General features: G+C 45.4%; 20 protein-coding genes and 1 pseudogene. 16 read left to right on the forward strand and 5 right to left on the reverse strand.

Annotated elements, in window-relative coordinates:
- Window positions 1-13 precede the first annotated feature (13 nt).
- From RKD52_RS03865 to RKD52_RS03890, 6 genes are all read left to right on the forward strand, one after another.
- Entirely contained in the window at window positions 14-838 is an 825-nt protein-coding gene (locus RKD52_RS03865) for a sulfite exporter TauE/SafE family protein (protein WP_454098745.1), read from the forward strand.
- A 33-nt stretch (window positions 839-871) separates the two neighbouring features.
- A complete protein-coding gene (locus tag RKD52_RS03870) occupies window positions 872-2,272 on the forward strand; it encodes a bifunctional metallophosphatase/5'-nucleotidase (RefSeq protein ID WP_454098746.1) in 1,401 nt (466 codons plus the stop codon).
- Window positions 2,273-2,333: 61 nt separating this feature from the next.
- Window positions 2,334-2,636, forward strand: coding sequence for a YunC family protein (locus RKD52_RS03875; protein WP_369734250.1), 303 nt, complete (start codon window positions 2,334-2,336; stop codon window positions 2,634-2,636).
- A gap of 103 nt (window positions 2,637-2,739) precedes the next feature.
- Window positions 2,740-3,507, forward strand: coding sequence for a sporulation protein YunB (yunB, locus tag RKD52_RS03880; protein ID WP_454098747.1), 768 nt, complete (start codon window positions 2,740-2,742; stop codon window positions 3,505-3,507).
- 376 nt (window positions 3,508-3,883) lie between these two features.
- On the forward strand, window positions 3,884-5,389 hold the full coding sequence (locus tag RKD52_RS03885; RefSeq protein ID WP_454098748.1) for a sodium-dependent transporter: 1,506 nt from the start codon (window positions 3,884-3,886) through the stop codon (window positions 5,387-5,389).
- Window positions 5,389-5,493, forward strand: coding sequence for a methionine/alanine import family NSS transporter small subunit (locus RKD52_RS03890; RefSeq protein WP_454098749.1), 105 nt, complete (start codon window positions 5,389-5,391; stop codon window positions 5,491-5,493). The genes RKD52_RS03885 and RKD52_RS03890 overlap by 1 nt, the downstream gene beginning before the upstream one ends.
- Before the next feature lie 38 nt (window positions 5,494-5,531).
- Here the strand turns inward: RKD52_RS03890 and RKD52_RS03895 are convergent, their stop codons facing one another.
- A complete protein-coding gene (locus RKD52_RS03895; protein ID WP_369734483.1) occupies window positions 5,532-6,512 on the reverse strand; it encodes a M23 family metallopeptidase in 981 nt (326 codons plus the stop codon).
- A gap of 223 nt (window positions 6,513-6,735) precedes the next feature.
- On the opposite strand from RKD52_RS03895, the gene lipA reads away from it, so the two are divergent.
- Window positions 6,736-7,632: a lipoyl synthase gene (gene lipA / locus RKD52_RS03900; protein ID WP_029284187.1), complete on the forward strand. Its 897-nt coding sequence runs from the start codon at window positions 6,736-6,738 to the stop codon at window positions 7,630-7,632.
- A gap of 44 nt (window positions 7,633-7,676) precedes the next feature.
- On the opposite strand, the gene RKD52_RS03905 is transcribed toward lipA, so the two are convergent.
- Window positions 7,677-8,351 (reverse strand): YhcN/YlaJ family sporulation lipoprotein, encoded by a 675-nt coding sequence (locus RKD52_RS03905; RefSeq protein ID WP_454098750.1) that lies wholly within the window; start codon window positions 8,349-8,351, stop codon window positions 7,677-7,679.
- Between the two features lie 109 nt (window positions 8,352-8,460).
- Here RKD52_RS03905 and RKD52_RS03910 point away from each other — a divergent pair, with 109 nt between their 5' ends.
- Complete coding sequence (locus RKD52_RS03910) at window positions 8,461-8,736, forward strand: YutD family protein (RefSeq protein WP_029284183.1); 276 nt, start codon at window positions 8,461-8,463, stop codon at window positions 8,734-8,736.
- 32 nt (window positions 8,737-8,768) lie between these two features.
- On the opposite strand, the gene RKD52_RS03915 is transcribed toward RKD52_RS03910, so the two are convergent.
- Window positions 8,769-9,056 carry a cytosolic protein gene (locus tag RKD52_RS03915; protein WP_454098751.1) on the reverse strand — a complete coding sequence of 96 codons (288 nt, stop codon included), beginning with the start codon at window positions 9,054-9,056 and terminating at the stop codon, window positions 8,769-8,771.
- 50 nt (window positions 9,057-9,106) lie between these two features.
- Window positions 9,107-9,373 carry a DUF3055 domain-containing protein gene (locus tag RKD52_RS03920; protein WP_029284179.1) on the reverse strand — a complete coding sequence of 89 codons (267 nt, stop codon included), beginning with the start codon at window positions 9,371-9,373 and terminating at the stop codon, window positions 9,107-9,109.
- Between the two features lie 121 nt (window positions 9,374-9,494).
- On the opposite strand from RKD52_RS03920, the gene RKD52_RS03925 reads away from it, so the two are divergent.
- Window positions 9,495-9,932, forward strand: a complete 438-nt coding sequence (locus tag RKD52_RS03925) for a DUF86 domain-containing protein (RefSeq protein WP_454098752.1) — start codon at window positions 9,495-9,497, stop codon at window positions 9,930-9,932.
- A 76-nt stretch (window positions 9,933-10,008) separates the two neighbouring features.
- Window positions 10,009-10,779, forward strand: coding sequence for a TIGR01457 family HAD-type hydrolase (locus tag RKD52_RS03930; protein WP_454098753.1), 771 nt, complete (start codon window positions 10,009-10,011; stop codon window positions 10,777-10,779).
- A 56-nt stretch (window positions 10,780-10,835) separates the two neighbouring features.
- Here RKD52_RS03930 and RKD52_RS03935 read toward each other — a convergent pair.
- Window positions 10,836-11,337: pseudogene (locus RKD52_RS03935) on the reverse strand (phosphatidylglycerophosphatase A family protein).
- A gap of 163 nt (window positions 11,338-11,500) precedes the next feature.
- Here RKD52_RS03935 and yutH point away from each other — a divergent pair.
- The 6 genes from yutH to thrB all read left to right on the forward strand — a co-directional run bounded on the left by yutH (window position 11,501) and on the right by thrB (window position 17,277).
- Window positions 11,501-12,499, forward strand: a complete 999-nt coding sequence (gene yutH / locus RKD52_RS03940; RefSeq protein ID WP_454101131.1) for a spore coat putative kinase YutH — start codon at window positions 11,501-11,503, stop codon at window positions 12,497-12,499.
- A gap of 63 nt (window positions 12,500-12,562) precedes the next feature.
- Window positions 12,563-13,528 (forward strand): 2-hydroxyacid dehydrogenase, encoded by a 966-nt coding sequence (locus tag RKD52_RS03945; RefSeq protein WP_454098754.1) that lies wholly within the window; start codon window positions 12,563-12,565, stop codon window positions 13,526-13,528.
- 54 nt (window positions 13,529-13,582) lie between these two features.
- On the forward strand, window positions 13,583-13,756 hold the full coding sequence (locus RKD52_RS03950; RefSeq protein ID WP_158001668.1) for a hypothetical protein: 174 nt from the start codon (window positions 13,583-13,585) through the stop codon (window positions 13,754-13,756).
- A 232-nt stretch (window positions 13,757-13,988) separates the two neighbouring features.
- Window positions 13,989-15,287: a homoserine dehydrogenase gene (locus RKD52_RS03955; protein WP_369734242.1), complete on the forward strand. Its 1,299-nt coding sequence runs from the start codon at window positions 13,989-13,991 to the stop codon at window positions 15,285-15,287.
- On the forward strand, window positions 15,287-16,345 hold the full coding sequence (gene thrC / locus RKD52_RS03960; protein WP_454101132.1) for a threonine synthase: 1,059 nt from the start codon (window positions 15,287-15,289) through the stop codon (window positions 16,343-16,345). Before RKD52_RS03955 ends, thrC begins: the two co-directional genes overlap by 1 nt.
- A complete protein-coding gene (gene thrB, locus RKD52_RS03965; RefSeq protein ID WP_454101133.1) occupies window positions 16,342-17,277 on the forward strand; it encodes a homoserine kinase in 936 nt (311 codons plus the stop codon). Before thrC ends, thrB begins: the two co-directional genes overlap by 4 nt.
- The last annotated feature ends 102 nt before the right edge of the window (window positions 17,278-17,379 follow it).

The raw sequence follows: 17,379 nt of genomic DNA on the forward strand, positions 1-17,379 counted from the left end.
GCGGGTTGCTTAGATGGAATGGATTTTCCTTATTTTCATAGGCTTTATAGCAGGTACAATCGGCAGTCTTGTCGGTCTTGGGGGAGGCATTATTGTCGTTCCGGCCATGCTGTTTTCATCAGGCTTTTTTACGATTTTTGAAGGAGTTTCCCCCCAGACAGCGGTCGGAACTTCGCTCCTTGTTGTGATTTTCACAGGCCTTTCCTCTACACTCGCTTATATGAAAAAGAAAAAAGTGGATTACAGGAGCGGACTGATTTTCTTTATCGGGAGCGGGCCCGGTGGAATCATTGGAGCATATGTGAATCAATATTTAAACGCGGATTCTTTTTCCCTGTATTTTGGTTTATTTATGATTTTCGTTTCTGTTTTGCTGATGTTCAGGGACAGACTCAAGCCGAGTGCGAGACAGCCCTCGGAAAAAGAAATTGTCCGTACATATAAAGATGAGCAAGGTGCAGACGGAGTCTATTTTTATAAACCTGTTCCAGCCATCATCATTTCATTTGGCGTTGGTTTTTTGTCCGGTCTTTTTGGCATTGGCGGCGGTGCCCTGATGGTGCCTGCGATGATTCTTCTCTTTTTCTTCCCGGCCCATATTGCTGTTGCAACGTCTATGTTTATTATTTTTCTCTCTGGCCTATCAAGCTCGGTTATGCATGCGGCACTTGGAAATATAAACTGGCTGTTTGCACTTGCTTTAATACCGGGCGCCTGGGCAGGGGGAAAAGCCGGTGCGCTGATTGCCTCAAAGCTTTCTGGAAAAGCGCTCATCAGTCTGCTGCGGATTGTCTTGATCCTTGCGGGACTTAAACTGATTTATGAAGGTGTTTTCTAGAATTGACACACCTTTTTGAAAAGGGGACTATTAATGGCTGAGACCATTCATTTATATCATACAAACGATTTGCACAGTTATTTTGAGAACTGGCCTAAGGTTGCTCATTACTTGAAGCGGATGAAAAAAGAGCATGCAGAACATGGAGAAGAAATGCTGCTTGTTGATGTCGGAGACCATCTTGACCGGGTACATCCAATCACGGAAGCTACGAATGGGAAGTCAAATGTAGAGCTTATGAATGACTTGGAGTATGACGCTGTGACCATCGGCAATAATGAGGGGATTACGCTGCCGCATGATGCGCTGGATACTTTATATGACCGGGCAGCTTTTCCGGTCATTCTTTCAAATCTTTATACAGAGTCAGGGGAGCGTCCCCGCTGGGTGGAGCCTTTTAAAATCTTCTCTTTTGCAAACGGAACTAGAGCTGCCGTTCTTGGTGTCAGCGTCTTTTATGAAAAGTTTTATCAGCTTCTCGGATGGAAAGTGACCGATCCGTTTCAGAGCCTTCGCGAAACGATGGAATTGATCAAAGACCAGGCGGATGTCATCATTTTGCTTTCTCATTTAGGGATTAATGACGATGAACTCCTGGCTGCGGAATTCCCTGAAATTGACGTCATTTTGGGTGCCCACACCCATCATGTTCTGGAAAAAGGGAAACTGGTGAACAGTGTGCTGCTCACTGGTGCAGGAAAAAACTGCAGCTTGATCGGTCATGTGGCATTATCAGTTGACGGAGACACGCTTTTATCAAAAACAGCAACTGTCATTCCGGTTGAAGCAGAGCCGGAATGTGAAGTGGTGAAAACGTTTCTAGACGAGCAGAGAGTAAAAAGCGACAGCATTCTGTCAGAGGAAATAACTGTGCTGAAGCGGGATCTCACGCTTGATTGGTTTGGCCCATCTGATTTTACAGCCCTCCTGGCAACAGCCGTTAAGGAGTGGTGCAAAGGCGATGTGAGCATGGTTAACGCCGGGCTGCTGCTTGAACCTTTACAAGCAGGCTCAGTGACGAGAAAAGACCTGCATAGGATCTGCCCGCATCCAATCAATCCCTGCAAAGTGCAGTTAAAGGGAGATGTCCTGAAAGAAGTGATTGCAGAATCACGGACGGAAAAAATCGAACAGCTAAGATTGAAGGGGCTTGGATTCAGGGGGAAAGTAATGGGACGGATGATTTTTGACGGAATTGAGGTCCGCAGTGAGCAGAAATCAGACGGTTTAAAGCACATTACGGGCATCCTTATACAAGGAGAACCGCTTGATCCCGACCGCACATATGAGGTTGCGACAGTGGATATGTTCACTCTGGGTGTGCTGTACCCTTCCATTTACCATGCAGAAAAGAAAACCTATTATATGCCTGAAATGCTGCGTGATGTCCTTGCCTGGAAGCTGAAACAGGGACATTCGTACAAGAATGCCTAGTTTTCACACTCAATGCCTTCTGCCTTCATAAATTACAGAAGGAAGGGAGTGTGAAAGAACGATGGTATCCATGACACCTATTATGATTGGAAGTCATCAATTTACAGCTATTACGGTTGCTTTGCCTAAAACAAATTTCATGGCTGTTACTAGCGACAAAGGGTACATTATGTGCGGCGCACTCGATGTAGCGCTGCTGAATGAAAAACTGAAAGAGCGGGGAATTATTGCAGGCAGAGCAGTCGGCGTCCGGACGATCGAACAGCTTCTTGATGCTCCGCTTGAATCCATCACCTTTGAAGCCGAAAACCGCGGTATCCACGTAGGAATGAGCGGAAGAGATGCATTATTGAGAATGATCTGAGACGAACTGTATAAACAGCATGGTTCTAAATGATAACTTCAAAAAAATAGCGTACATCCCGCCTTGCATGCATAAATATAGCTTGTAAAGGGGGGATTTATTTTTGGCCAGATTCCGCAGCCGTCCTCATAAAAAGGGGCCGCTTCCTTTCAGATATGTTTTCCTGCTTTCACTGGTCTTTTTTATCTTATCTACAGCTGCAGGGCTGTGGATTGTTAATAAGGGAATTGAACCGACCTTAATGACGGTAGCTGAAACCGAAACAAAACGGATTGCGACACTTGTCATTCAGAATGCGATTAATAAAGATATTAAAGAAGATGTGGACGTAGAAGAAATGTTTGTCGTAGATACAGATGAAAAGGGAAATGTTACGACGATCGATTTTAACGCCAAGTTTGTCAGAAGCGTGCTTGCCAAGACAACCGATAAAATTCAGGCGAATTTAAGAGAAGCATCCAAAGGGAATATTGACGCATTAGAACTTCCGGAAGGTGAGCTTCTTACTAAAGATAAACAGGGCGAGGGAATCATCTACTCAATTCCGCTTGGCCAGGCAACAAATAATGCCCTGATTGGAAACCTCGGTCCGAAAGTGCCTGTCCGCTTTTATGTTGTCGGCGAGGTGCAGACAGATGTGAAAGAAACGATTCAGCAGTATGGCATTAACAATGCCCTGATTGAAATAGCCGTTGAAATCGAGGTGAATGTCGAGGTTGTCATTCCGTTTTCCACAAGAACAGCCACAGTTAGAAACAACATCCCGATTGCGATTAAAGCTGTCCAGGGACAGGTGCCAAGCTATTACAACGGGGGCGGCGGAAGCTCTCCTCCTGCGCTTGATGTGCCGGTTGAATCCAGCGGAAATTGAGGCTGTTGCTGACGGTGAAGCATTATCCACCTTCTCTTCAAAAGCTAAAAACCGCAGTCTCCTCTGTTCTCTCCGGAATCACCGTATTGGGACCTTTTACATTCATTGTACTTTAAATAGACTTTATCCTTATTTTTATTTAAAAGGAAAAACATGTATAAATATATGGTAAAAGGCAGAGTTCATGCGGACTCTGCTTTTTTTTGAGAGAAAATATGACAGATTTATCATCTTACAATAATAAATTTTAAAAATCATTTTGACTTAGGCATAATGTCCGATTATACTATGTATAGTTATACTGAAATATCAGAAAATAATAAAAATTATTATTCTTCCGAATACGGAAGGAGAGGCTAAAGGGGGCTTTACACGAATGGATAATCGTCCACAGTGGGGAACAAGGGCAGGCTTTATTTTAGCGGCTGTCGGATCAGCAATCGGACTTGGAAACATCTGGCGTTTTCCTGGAGTAGCATACGAAAACGGTGGAGGATCCTTTTTCATCCCGTACCTTTTCGCGTTGCTGACAGCAGGTATTCCCCTGCTTGTAATGGAATTTACTCTCGGTCACAAGTACCGCGGTTCTGCACCTTTAACGTATGCACGATTAAGCAAGAAGTTTGAATGGCTCGGATGGTGGCAGGTCGGTATAGCATTTGTCATTTCTACTTACTATTCTGTTATAATCGCATGGGCCATTTCATACAGCGGTTTTTCATTGAATCTCGCCTGGGGAGATGATACGGAAGGTTTCCTGTTTGGTGACTATCTTCAGGCAGCAGCTCCAGGTGAACTCGGCGGTTTCGCTCCAGGCGTGCTTCTGCCGCTGCTGATCACGTGGGTTGTAACTCTCGGTGTTTTGTTTGCCGGCGTTAAAAAAGGAATTGAACTGGCAAATAAAATTTTCATTCCTACACTAGTGGTCTTATTCTTAATTATCGTAATCCGTGCATTAACGCTTGATGGCGCAGCTCAGGGTCTTGAAGCATTCTTTAAGCCTAACTGGGACATGATGTTAAACGGAAAGGTCTGGATCGCAGCATACGGACAGATTTTCTTCAGTTTATCGATTGGATTTGCCATTATGGTTACGTACTCGAGCTATCTTCCTAAGAAATCGGATATAACAAACAATGCGTTCATCACCGGCTTCGGGAACTCTGCATTTGAGCTTCTTGCAGGAATCGGGGTTTTCAGTGCACTTGGGTTTATGGCGATGCAGCAGGGGGTTCCGGTAAATGAAGTCGTTTCAAAAGGAATCGGTCTTGCATTTGTGGTTTTCCCGCAAATTATCAATGAATTCCCGGCATTCAACGGACTGTTTGGTTTCTTGTTCTTCGCTTCATTAACACTTGCGGGATTAACCTCACTGATTTCTATTGTTGAGACATTTGTAGCAGGGGTACAGGACAAATTTAAGATTTCAAGAACGAAAGCTGTTGCGATTGGGGGAGGAATTTCAGCTGTTATTTCTCTGCTTTTCGCAACAAGAGGCGGCATCAACTTCCTTGATGTAGCGGATGAGTTTATCAACAGCTTTGGTGTTACACTTGCAGGATTTGTGGAAGTTATTGTAGTCATCTGGATTCTTAAACAGGCAACAGATCTGCAGCAGCATGCCAATCAGATTTCTGACATTCAGTTAGGTTCCTGGTGGAAGGTCTGTTTAGGAGTCATCACTCCAATCGTCCTTGGCTACATGATGATTGACAAACTCAGAGCTGAGCCATACGGCGGAGGAGCTTACTCCGGCGAATTCCTTCTATACTCAGGCTGGCTCGTTGCAGCTGGAGCATTAATCGTAGGCATTCTGTTCTCCTTTATTTCATGGAAGAAGGATACAATTGAGCTGCCGGCTGATAAGGAGGTATCACGCTGATGAGCGGTGGAGCTATTACAATGATGGTAGTCGGTATTGTTGTGATTTGGGGAGGTCTTGCAGCGAGCATTGCACATGCAGTTGTGAAGGCCAAAAAGTCATAAAGTGTTCGGGCCAGTCCTTAAAAGGGCTGGCCCGTTTCTTATTTACGCTTTCTGTACTCGGCGCGTTCCCAAACCTTGAGCTGCGGAAAAGGGTCATAGGACCATTCTGTTCGTCCATTGTCCTTGTACATTCCGTAGTGAAGGTGCGGGGGAAACTTGCCGGATGTGCCTGGAGGGCCGTAGCCTGAGCTTCCTACAGAGCCGATGAGCTGGCCGGGCTCAACAATCTGCCCCACTTCAAGACCGTCTGCAAACCCATTTAAATGAGCAAAATAGTGATACGTATTGGTGCTGTCGCGAATGCCGAGTCTCCAGCCGCCAAACATGTTCCACCCTTTCATTTCAATGATGCCATAGCAGGTGGAACGAACAGGAACACCATAATTTGCAAAGATGTCGGTTCCTTCATGGATCCTTCTGCCGCCCCATCCGCGGGCATCTCCCCATGTGTTTTTGTAGCTGTAATTAAATCTGATGGGAACCGGGAACGCATGCTGATCCAGATCCAGCCTGCCGTATTTTTTGAAAAGCTTCATATGCCCTGAAATTAAACCGATGGATTTATCGCGCTGGTAATAATCCCAAAGCCCGATTTTAATGTTTTCAAAATCAGTTCCATACGAAAGGAGATAATCGGCAAAGGATAAAAGAACATCTTCATCATTTTCGGGATCTGCTCTTCCGTCTCCATTTCCGTCAATGCCAAGCCCCCCAAACAGGGCAATGCTTGCAGGGTTTGTGTCAGACTGATTTGGATTTTGGATGCCGGCCCATAATTCTGGACGAATATAAATGCCAATTACGCCCTTCGCTTTCGGGATATCACTGCGTGTTCTTCTTACATTGCGCTCATATTGATCAACAGAGGCCAGCACATACCAGGGAATCTGAGTAATGGTCTCTGCATTTTTAAACAGAATCATTCTCTCCTGATTGATTTGTTCTGTGCTTTTCTCTGATCCAAGGACAGAATGCGGCTGAATAAAGCAAAGAAAACATACACTAAACAGGGTCAACATTTTTCTCACATTACCGGTCTCCTTTACCCAATTTCATAACCTTAGTTTGGTGTTTCAGGAAGAATTCATATGTAGAAAATGTTAGTAATTGATCCAATCTCTATCCTTGTAGAACCGTACTCTGTTATGTTAAAGTGACAAGTGTACGTTTTAAGCGAATATTCCTTTTTTCCTGATTATTTTGCCTAGAGAAACCTGACTATACATACTGGAGATGATTCAGATGGCTAAGAAAGAAGAATACCTGAGAAAGCCTGACTGGCTAAAAATAAAACTGAACACCAATGAAAATTACACAGGCCTTAAAAAAATGATGCGCGAAAATAATCTTCACACCGTTTGTGAAGAGGCAAAATGCCCGAACATCCACGAATGCTGGGCTGTGCGAAGAACGGCGACGTTCATGATCCTCGGGGACGTTTGTACCCGGGCATGCCGTTTCTGTGCGGTCAAAACAGGTCTTCCAAACGAGCTTGATCTTAAAGAGCCGGAACGAGTAGCTGATTCAGTTGCCCTTATGAATTTGAAGCACGCAGTCATTACAGCGGTTGCACGAGATGACCTCCGCGATGGCGGTGCCAATGTATTCGCTGAGACGGTCCGCGCTGTCCGCCGCAAAAATCCGTTCACTTCAATTGAAGTTCTTCCATCAGATATGGGCGGAGTGGAAGAAAACCTTAAAATTCTTATGGACGCAAGACCTGATATTCTAAACCATAACATTGAGACGGTTAAACGCCTTACTCCAAGAGTCAGAGCCCGCGCCAAATACGACCGCTCCCTGGAATTTCTCCGCCGTGCAAAAGAAATGCAGCCTGATATCCCGACTAAATCAAGTCTGATGATCGGCCTTGGAGAAACAAAAGAAGAGATTATTGAAACAATGGATGATCTTCGCGCTAACAATGTAGATATTATGACAATCGGCCAGTATCTCCAGCCATCCAAAAAGCATCTTAAAGTCATCAAATACTACACGCCGGAAGAATTCGCAGAACTCCGCGAAATCGCCATGAGCAAAGGCTTCAGCCACTGTGAGGCAGGACCGCTTGTAAGGTCTTCTTATCATGCAGATGAGCAGGTCAACGCTGCAACGAAAGCGAGACAGGCTCAGGCTTAATAGCTTTTTATGAGAAAAACCCGCATAGCTGCGGGTTTTTGCGTTTATTTATATCTAGTCTCCTGATACTTATCCTTCATGTCTTGGTCAAGCTCTTCGTTTGTTTCCCCGTAGCCTTCACCATTAGGGTTTTCGCCGGTGTTGAGCTTGCGTCCCTGAGGGGATTTGAGCATTTCTTTGATTGTGCTGTTGATGATTTCGTCAATGTCACGGCTGTTGGCGTCAAGGCCCGAATAGCCTTCAATTTGCTTGATCATCCCCGGCTGGTCTGAGACATAGACATGATAATACCTTGGTATGGCGGATATTGCTGCTTTTTTTACCATATCTGCGGTTTCAAATCGGTCTCTGTTTTTCTCCGCCTCATAGGCAATTAATACTTCTTCATCTGTCACAAGGGTTGCAGCGTCCTCTACACCAGGCAGCTGGATCACAAGATCTGATATCACATTTGCCAGCTGCTCATGGTCGATGCCGGGAACTTTATTGTAGTCAATATCTCTGGCGAGGTTGCTTTTTTCGTGACGGACATACCCAAAGTTTGAAGTTGTGTTCTTCTCTCCTTTTTTCATCCCGTCTTCGTTGTACAATTCGTTGCGGTCGTTGACATTGACCGTATTTCCGCTTTCTTCAAAAAGGTCGTTTTCACTAGCTGTATTCTGGCATCCCGTGATGATGGCCATCCCGATTATGGATGCCGTGAACGCGATTTTCTTCATCGCAAACACCTCCGTAACCTTAGGTTTGCCAAAACATATCCAAACTTTCTTAGCAATTGATGGGGAAATCGATTATGATAGTAAATAATGCGGTTGAGAGGTGATAGTTGTGATAACTGTTCAAAATCATACTTTTGAATTGATTAAGGACGAGCGAAACGGCTTTAATGAAGAAGCATTCAAAGCGCGCTACTCTGAGATCCTGAACAAGTACGATTACATCGTGGGGGATTGGGGCTATAATCAGCTCAGGCTGAAAGGCTTTTTTGATGATCAGAACCAAAAAGCTTCCTATGACACGAAAATCAGCACGCTTGACGAGTACATATTTGAGTACTGTAATTTCGGCTGTGCGCATTTCGTTTTGAAACGAATAAAGAAATAAGCCGCTGCGTATAACAGCGGCTTGTATTTTTTCTATTTGGCTGTATAGGGAGGCTCTTCATTTTTCTCCGGATCATCATGAGTCGGATGTGCTCCGGGATACTGCCTTGGCAGATTCTGATGAAGAGATTTGAACTCATAGTTAAACGCGCTGTAATAGCGCTGGCCTTCTTTCCACTCCGTGCTTTTATTCTCTACCGGCGTATTCTTTCCTCTTGGAGCGCCGTAAGGGCCTTCCGGCGTAATTTCCGGCAGGATGAAATTCCGCATGCTTTCCACATTCGAAAAATCCGTATACTCCCGTTTTTCTTTATCATCCATTCAGATCACCTGCTTTTTTTCTTATTGTGCAAAAGCAGGACACATCTTAATCAGACAATTTCATACAAAAATTCTCTAAGTTCATTTGCCTCATTTTCATCAAGGCCGTAAGCATGTTCAATATAACCCGGCTCATTCAAATCATCTTCGCCGATAATGGCAAAGCGGCTGCTGAGCAGGTTGAGGACAAGGTGCTTCCCGTAATAACGGTCGGATCTGACAATCGCCAGGTCAAACCGGCTGTTCTCTCCCATAAAGCTGACAAATCGTGTCTTTGTTTCAACCGTATCATCATATAAAAAAAATCGTTCAGACATCCGTAAATCCCCTCTCATGTATCTTTGTCCCTTAATAATAGCAGACGTCATCCAATCCTGAAACAAAGTGCTGTGAATGTGGTAAAATAAAAGCATTCAACTGTGCTGGGAGTGTAATGGGATGTATTTTGTCGACCGTGAAAAGATAGAAGAAACGCTTGTTTATTATGAAAAAAACCTGACTCTTTTTTCTGAGCAGAAGAACTGGAACACTGACCTTGAATTGAAAGCGCTTGAACGGCTTGCCCACATGCTGATTGAAGCCATTTTGGATACAGGCAATGCCATCATTGACGGATTTATCATGCGTGACCCCGGGAGCTATGAAGATATAATCGACATTATGCTCGATGAAAAAGTAATCGGGGCTGATGAAGCAGACGGTCTCAAAGCAGTGATCGGTTTCCGCAAGCAGCTGGTGCAGGAATACCTGGGGATTAACCATGGGGAATTAACACACTGCCTAAAGGAGCATGCAGACGTGCTAGCTTCGTTTCCGGCCCGCGTAAGAACCTATCTGGAAAATGAACTCGGACCCGTCTCTGCTTTTAGACATTAACAAACGGGCGGATTATAATGAAGAGACGCAATGATGATATTGCGTCTTATTTTTATATACAGGGAGTGCACACACTTTGAAAACATACAACGGCTACTTAATTGACCTCGACGGCACGATGTACCGCGGCAAAGAGCGGATTGAAGAAGCAAGCGACTTTGTCAAATTGCTGATTGAGAAAAAGATTCCCTATCTGTTTGTGACCAACAATTCATCAAGAACACCAAAGCAGGTAGCAGAAAAACTCAATACATTTGATATTCCAGCAAGTGAAGATAAAGTGTTTACAACAAGCCAGGCAACTGCCAATTTTATCTGGGAGAAAAAACCTGATGCATCCGTGTATGTCATAGGCGAAGAGGGGATTCAAAAAGCTCTCATCGAACGCGGTCTGCAGCTTGTAGATGAAAACCCTGATTTTGTAGTATCGGGAATTGACAGGGAAATCACTTATGAGAAACTCGCTCTCGGATGCATTGCCGTCCGCAATGGTGCGACGTTTATCTCTACAAACGGGGACATTGCGATTCCGACAGAACGCGGCCTTTTGCCTGGCAACGGTTCTCTCACGTCTGTCATCGCTGTCAGCACAACTGTAGATCCAATCTTTATCGGCAAGCCTGAAAGCATTATTATGGAGCAGGCTTTGAAAGTGCTCGGCACAAAACCTGAGGAAACGCTGATGGTAGGGGACAACTATGACACAGATATAAAAGCGGGAATGAATACTGGCCTTGATACCCTGCTTGTCCATACTGGCGTAACTCTGCGGGAGCACCTTGTGAACTATGATGAAAAGCCGACCTTTACGGTTGATTCTCTTTCTGAGTGGTTTGATAATATATAAGAAAGCCAATGTTAAAAAGCTGCATCCTATTTCTCTGGATGCAGCTTTTTTCGTGCTCATTCAGTATTCTTTGCCCTATGCGCCAGTCTGCTTGAAGCAGCTGCCGCGATGGCTCCAACGATGTCATCAAGGTAGGTATGGACCATGCCGGATGATTTATCGTTCAGGAATTTAAGGATGCCCGGTTTTTTCTTTATCAATGTATCCGTAGTTGGTGAATCCTATTGACCCGTAGATATTGACGATTGAGAGCGCGATGATTTCATCAACCCCGTACAGGCTTTCGTCACTTTCGATGATGGCTTGGAGGGGTTCTTCAAGCATTTTCTTTTCAGCCAGGATATCTAATTGAATGCCGGTAAGGATGGCATTTTGAACTTCGCGTTTTGCAAGGACTCGATCTATATTTTCCAAACATTGATCGATTGTTAATGAAGGATGATATTTGACTTGCAGGAAATATACGAGTTCTGCGATGTCATTTAATGTTACTCCGCGGTCTGTTAGCCATTGACGTGCTGTTTTTTCGACTATGTCCATCTGTTCTTTATCTTTCATCCATTTCACCCAATCTTTTTTACCATTTTACGCAAATGGCTCTCTTAGTGTGTAACGAAATTGACAATCATTAAAAAGTGTTTAACCGCAGGGCCAAATTATACATAAATCGGCTAAGTTGCGATTACGATAGGATAAGGACTTTTTATACATGGGGGAGAATCTGGTGGAAAAATTGATTCGGGAACAGTACGGGCTTAGAATTGGAGAGACATTCCGGGTAGGTCACTACGATGCGTTTTCGCATCATCAGCATGTGTATTTAATTGTGCCGGTTTCCCACTATGAAGATGAAGAACTTTATGAGCTTTACCATATGAGCCAGTACCTGCTTGAGCGGGGAGATCCGTTCGTGGCCGTCTTTTTGCTGACAAAACAGGGGAATTTGTATATAGAATGGGAAAAACGGAAATTTGGCATTCTGAAGACATCATATGTTCAGGGCGAGCGGGTGTTTCAGGTGGGCAGAGAGCTTGCGCGTTTTCATCAGAAGGCAAGAAGCTATCCGTATCAGGTGTCTAAAATCAGCCGGATCGGGCAGTGGAAAAATCTTTGGGAAAAGCGGACAGATCAGCTGGAAGGCTTCTGGAGGGGAAAGGTGAATTCCCAGCCGCTTGATTCATTTGAGAAGATGTTTGCTGAATCGTTTCCATATTATATGGGGATTGCGGAGAATGCCATTCAGTATTTGGTCGACACAGAGCTTGATGATGAGCCGCAGCCGATTGATTCTGCGACAGTATGCCACAATCGCTTTTATTCCCATACGTGGAGGTCGTCAGGTCTGGTGAAGGTTCCTACAGACTGGGTGTTTGATCATTGCAGCAGGGATATTGCGGAATACTTGAGAAACCAGTTTTTTGAGGAGCCAGAGTTGCTCCGCCAGGATGGTTTTCAGTTTTTAGAGGACTATGACAGGACAACGCCGCTTTCGCCTTTTTCCTGGAGGCTGATCTACAGCAGGCTGCTGCTTCCGATTCATTATTTCGAGTGCATTGAAGATTATTACTTATCTGCTGAAACGGATAAGCCTTATTATGAGGCGAAGCTTGCAGATATGCTGAAAAACTCTTCAAGATACGAAGGATTCCTGAAATCCTATGAACAGCTTCTGTCGATGAGAACGAAAAAAATTTATTTGCCCTCCATTCACTGGCTGTAGGCTTATTTCCTCCCTCTCATCCCTGATATGATAAGATAAAAGAAAATGGTAAAGGGTGAGAGGATGGAAATGCCGGCTGTATTTGTTGCGAGAAAGCTTCCGGAAGAAGTTTTGAAAGCGCTTAGAACGTTCGCTGATGTCGAGATGTGGGATAAAGAAGATGAAGTGTGCCCGAGGGATCTGCTGCTCCAAAAAGCAAAAACCTCTGATGCTCTGCTGACCATGCTTTCCGACCAGGTCGACAAGGAGCTGCTTGATGCGTGTGAAGGGGTAAAAGTAATCGCCAATCTTGCTGTCGGCTATGACAATGTGGATGTGGAATATGCGAAGGAAAAAGGCATCATCATAACCAATACGCCGGATGTTCTGACGGAAACAACAGCTGATTTAACCTTTTTGCTGCTCATGTCTGCTGCTAGAAGAGTGACTGAAGCGGCAGCTTACATAAAAGAAGGAAAATGGACAAGCTGGAGCCCGATGCTGCTTGCTGGGGCAGATGTCCATCATAAAACAATCGGCATTGTCGGGATGGGGAACATCGGACGGGCTGTTGCCAAGAGAGCAAAAGGGTTTGATATGGACATTCTGTATCATAACCGTTCAAGAGACAGGGAGGCCGAAGAAAGTCTCGGAGCAGAATACAGGTCATTTGAGGACCTGCTGCAAGCGTCTGATTTTGTCGTCTGCATGACGCCATTAACGAGCGAAACAAAAGGGATGTTTGATGCCGGCGCTTTCCAAAAAATGAAGCAGGAGGCCATTTTCGTCAACACCTCGCGCGGAGGCACTGTTGTCGAGGAAGACCTGATTGCGGCACTTCAGAACGGTGTGATTGCAGGAGCGGGGCTGGATGTATTCGAAACCGAACCGATCCGTGCAGATCATCCCATTTTGCAGCTGGAAAATGCTGTGGCGCTGCCCCATATCGGAAGTGCTACACGGGAAACGAGATTTGCCATGATGGCATGCTGCATAGAGAATATTAAAAAGGTTCTTGAAGGAAATGAGCCGCTTACACCTGTCCGTTAAGATTAGCCGATAGAGAAAAAGGGTATATGACCTCCAAAACGGGAGGGATCTGACGTGAACAGTTTTTTAGTGCAGTATACGGATAAAGAAACGATGGAGCGGGTTTTTGACGGCCCTGTTTTTCCTACAGAGGAAGAAGCGATGAGGGAAAAAGAAAAACTCGAAATGAAGGGTCACATGGATGTGGTTGTCGAAAGCGAGAACGACATTCAGCTTGACCGCGAATAAAACGGCGTGCGGGAATTTCCCTGCACGCTTTTTTTAATGGAGGACAATCCAACCAGCTTTACAAAAAATATAAACAGCGGTCCAACAGGAAAGAAAGCGATTACAATAAAATTACTGAAAATTCTCTATTGATAAGCAATGGCACACTGTTTATAATGACAATAATAGAAAATGTCTATCATACATAAACAAATGTATTTCTAAGAAAGACATCAAGGGAGTGGAAGAAATCATGAATGCGATTCACGTTGGATTATTGGGACTCGGGACAGTCGGAAGCGGCGTTGTGAAAATTATTGAAGATCACCAGGATAAGCTGATGCATCAGGTAGGCTGCCCTGTTAAAGTGAAAAAAGTTCTTGTTCAGGATATAGATAAGAAACGGCAAATTGAGTTTGGAAAAGATCTTTTGACGAAAAATGCAGATGAGGTCATCCAGGACCCTGACATTGATGTTGTAATAGAAGTCATGGGCGGCGTTGAGCATACGAAAGAATATATCCTTCAGGCTCTGAAGGCGAAAAAGCACGTAGTGACGGCCAACAAAGATCTGATGGCGGTTTACGGCACGGAGCTGCTGGATGCTGCGACTGAGAATGGGTGCGACTTATTCTATGAAGCAAGTGTCGCGGGCGGCATTCCTATTTTAAGAAGTTTAGTAGACGGGCTTGCATCAGACCGGATTACGAAAATGATGGGGATCGTAAACGGCACGACGAACTTTATTTTAACAAAAATGAGCAAGCAGGGCAGTCCGTACGGGGAAGTGCTGAAAGAAGCGCAGGAGCTCGGCTATGCGGAATCTGATCCGACTGCGGATGTGGAAGGGCTTGATGCTGCCCGCAAAATGGCCATTCTGGCACGCCTCGGTTTTTCTATGCACGTAGATTTAGAGGATGTCAGCGTAAAAGGCATCAGCGAAGTGACGGATGAGGATATCAGCTACAGCAAACGCCTCGGCTACACAATGAAGCTGATCGGGATTGCAAACAGAACGCGTGACAAAGTTGAGGTCAGCGTTCAGCCGACACTTCTTCCTGACTTCCATCCGCTTGCATCTGTAAACAATGAATACAATGCTGTATATGTGTACGGTGAGGCAGTCGGCGAAACGATGTTTTACGGTCCGGGGGCAGGCAGCCTGCCGACCGCAACGGCCGTTGTTTCAGATCTTGTCGGTGTAATGAAGAACATGAGACTTGGAGTAAACGGCCGCAGTGCCGTACTTCCTCAATATGAAAAGGCGCTCAAGAAGAGTGATGAAATTTATGCGCAGCATTTCCTGCGCATTCATGTAAAAGACCAGGTCGGAGCTTTTTCAACAATTACATCCCTGTTTTCAGAACGCGGGGTCAGCTTTGAAAAAATTCTTCAGCTGCCGCTTAAAAACAGCAGTCTTGCTGAAATTGTCATTGTGACGCATCAGGCTTCAAATAAAGATTTTGATGAAATTCTCGGAAACCTGCTTGACCTTGAAGTTGTGCAGGGCATTAAGAGTTCATACCGCGTAGAAGGGAACGGATATTCATGATGTGGAAAGGTCTTTTAAATCAATACCGCAATTACCTGCCTGTGAACGACCAGACTCCTTTGCTCACGTTGAACGAGGGCAACACGCCTCTTCTGTTTCTGCCGGTGCTTTCAGAAAAGCTGGGTCTTGAACTCTATGCAAAAACGGAAGGCGCCAATCCGACCGGTTCGTTTAAGGACCGGGGAATGGTCATGGCTGTTGCCAAAGCAAAAGAAGAAGGCAGCGATACAGTCATCTGTGCTTCAACGGGGAATACATCAGCTGCTGCGGCAGCTTATGCAGCGCGTGCGAAGATGCGCTGCATCATCGTTATTCCTGACGGCAAAATTGCGTTCGGCAAGCTTGCCCAGGCGGTTATGTACGGTGCTGAAATTATTGCCATCAAGGGCAACTTTGACCAGGCACTTACAATGGTCCGCAGCATGTCAGAAAAGCTCCCTATTACCCTTGTAAACTCTGTTAACCCTTATAGACTTGAAGGCCAGAAAACAGCGGCATTCGAGCTTTGTGATGCTTTGGGATCAGCTCCAGATGTTCTGGCAATTCCAGTCGGCAATGCAGGCAACATCTCAGCTTACTGGAAAGGTTTCAAAGAATATCACGAGCATCATCAGACAGGTCTTCCCCAGATGCACGGCTTTGAGGCGGAAGGTGCTGCGGCGATCGTACGGAATCAGATCATTGAAGAGCCTGAAACGATTGCAACGGCTATCCGGATCGGAAATCCTGCAAGCTGGGACAAAGCCGTACAGGCAGCGGAGCAGTCAGGCGGTTTTATTGATGAAGTAACAGATGCAGAAATCGTGGAAGCCTACCAGCTTCTTGCCAGAACGGAAGGCATTTTTGCCGAACCGGCATCCTGTGCTTCCATTGCAGGGCTGATTAAAAATGCTAAAAAAGGAGTTTATAAAAAAGGAGCAAAGGCAGTAGCGGTTCTGACCGGAAACGGCTTGAAGGATCCGAATACAGCCATTGATGTATCATCTATAAAGCCTGCCGTACTGCCGAATGACGAGCGTGCTGTCATGGAGCAGCTTAAAGGAGTCGGTGCATGGTGAATGAAGGTGACATGCTTAAAATAAGGGTGCCTGGCAGCACGGCGAACCTCGGCCCCGGCTTTGATTCTGTCGGCCTTGCAGTCAGCAGATATCTTGAACTGAATGTCACAAGGGACCGCAGCTGGACATTTGTTCCCCTGAATGATGAAATGGCGGATATTCCGGAAGGCAAGGAAAATTTGATCTATCAGGTGGCTGAGCAGGTTGCCGGCACCTGTAATGCAAAGCTTCCACCCTGCAGAGTTGAAGTATGGAGCGATATTCCGATGGCAAGGGGGCTCGGCAGCAGCGCCGCGGCCATCGTTGCAGGCGTAGAGCTTGCAAATGAGCTGTGCAGACTGGAGCTTACGATGAAAGAAAAGCTTCATTTTGCAAGCCTGATCGAAGGTCATCCCGATAATGCAGGTGCTTCGCTGTACGGGGGTCTGGTTGTAGGTATTCATCAGGAGCAGGAAACAGAGCTCGTGTCTGTGCAGCAGGTGGATGTTGAACTGGTTGCGGTTGTCCCCCCGTATAAACTTTATACAAAGGATGCGAGGGATGTACTTCCAGGGTACCTTGAGTACAGCGGGGCAGTTGAAGCAAGTGCAGTAAGCAACGTTCTCGTCGCAGCCGTGCTTTCTAACAATTGGACGCTTGCAGGGAAAATGATGCAGAAGGATTTGTTTCATCAGCCTTACAGAGGAACGCTCATTAAAGAACTTTCCCGAGTGCAGGAAGCTGTTCTCGAAGCAGGTGCTTACGGTGCTGCCCTAAGCGGTGCAGGCCCGACCGTTCTTGCGTTTGCTGCAAAAGGCAAAGGGAAGGCCCTTGCAGATGTGCTCAAAATGAAATTTCCCAAATGTGAAGTGGATGTGCTTGAACCCGTTCTTGAAGGAGCAAACGTTTACTATGAAAAAGGTGCGGGACAAGTTCATGACTCGATCGGCTGAAAGCATTCTCAGGATGAGGATGCTTTTTTTAGTTTAAAATCAAAGGCGGAGAAGGAAAACTATTTAGCTTGTCGAAATAAATAGAATAAGAGCAAATTTAAG

Source organism: Metabacillus sp. SLBN-84 (assembly GCF_053629595.1).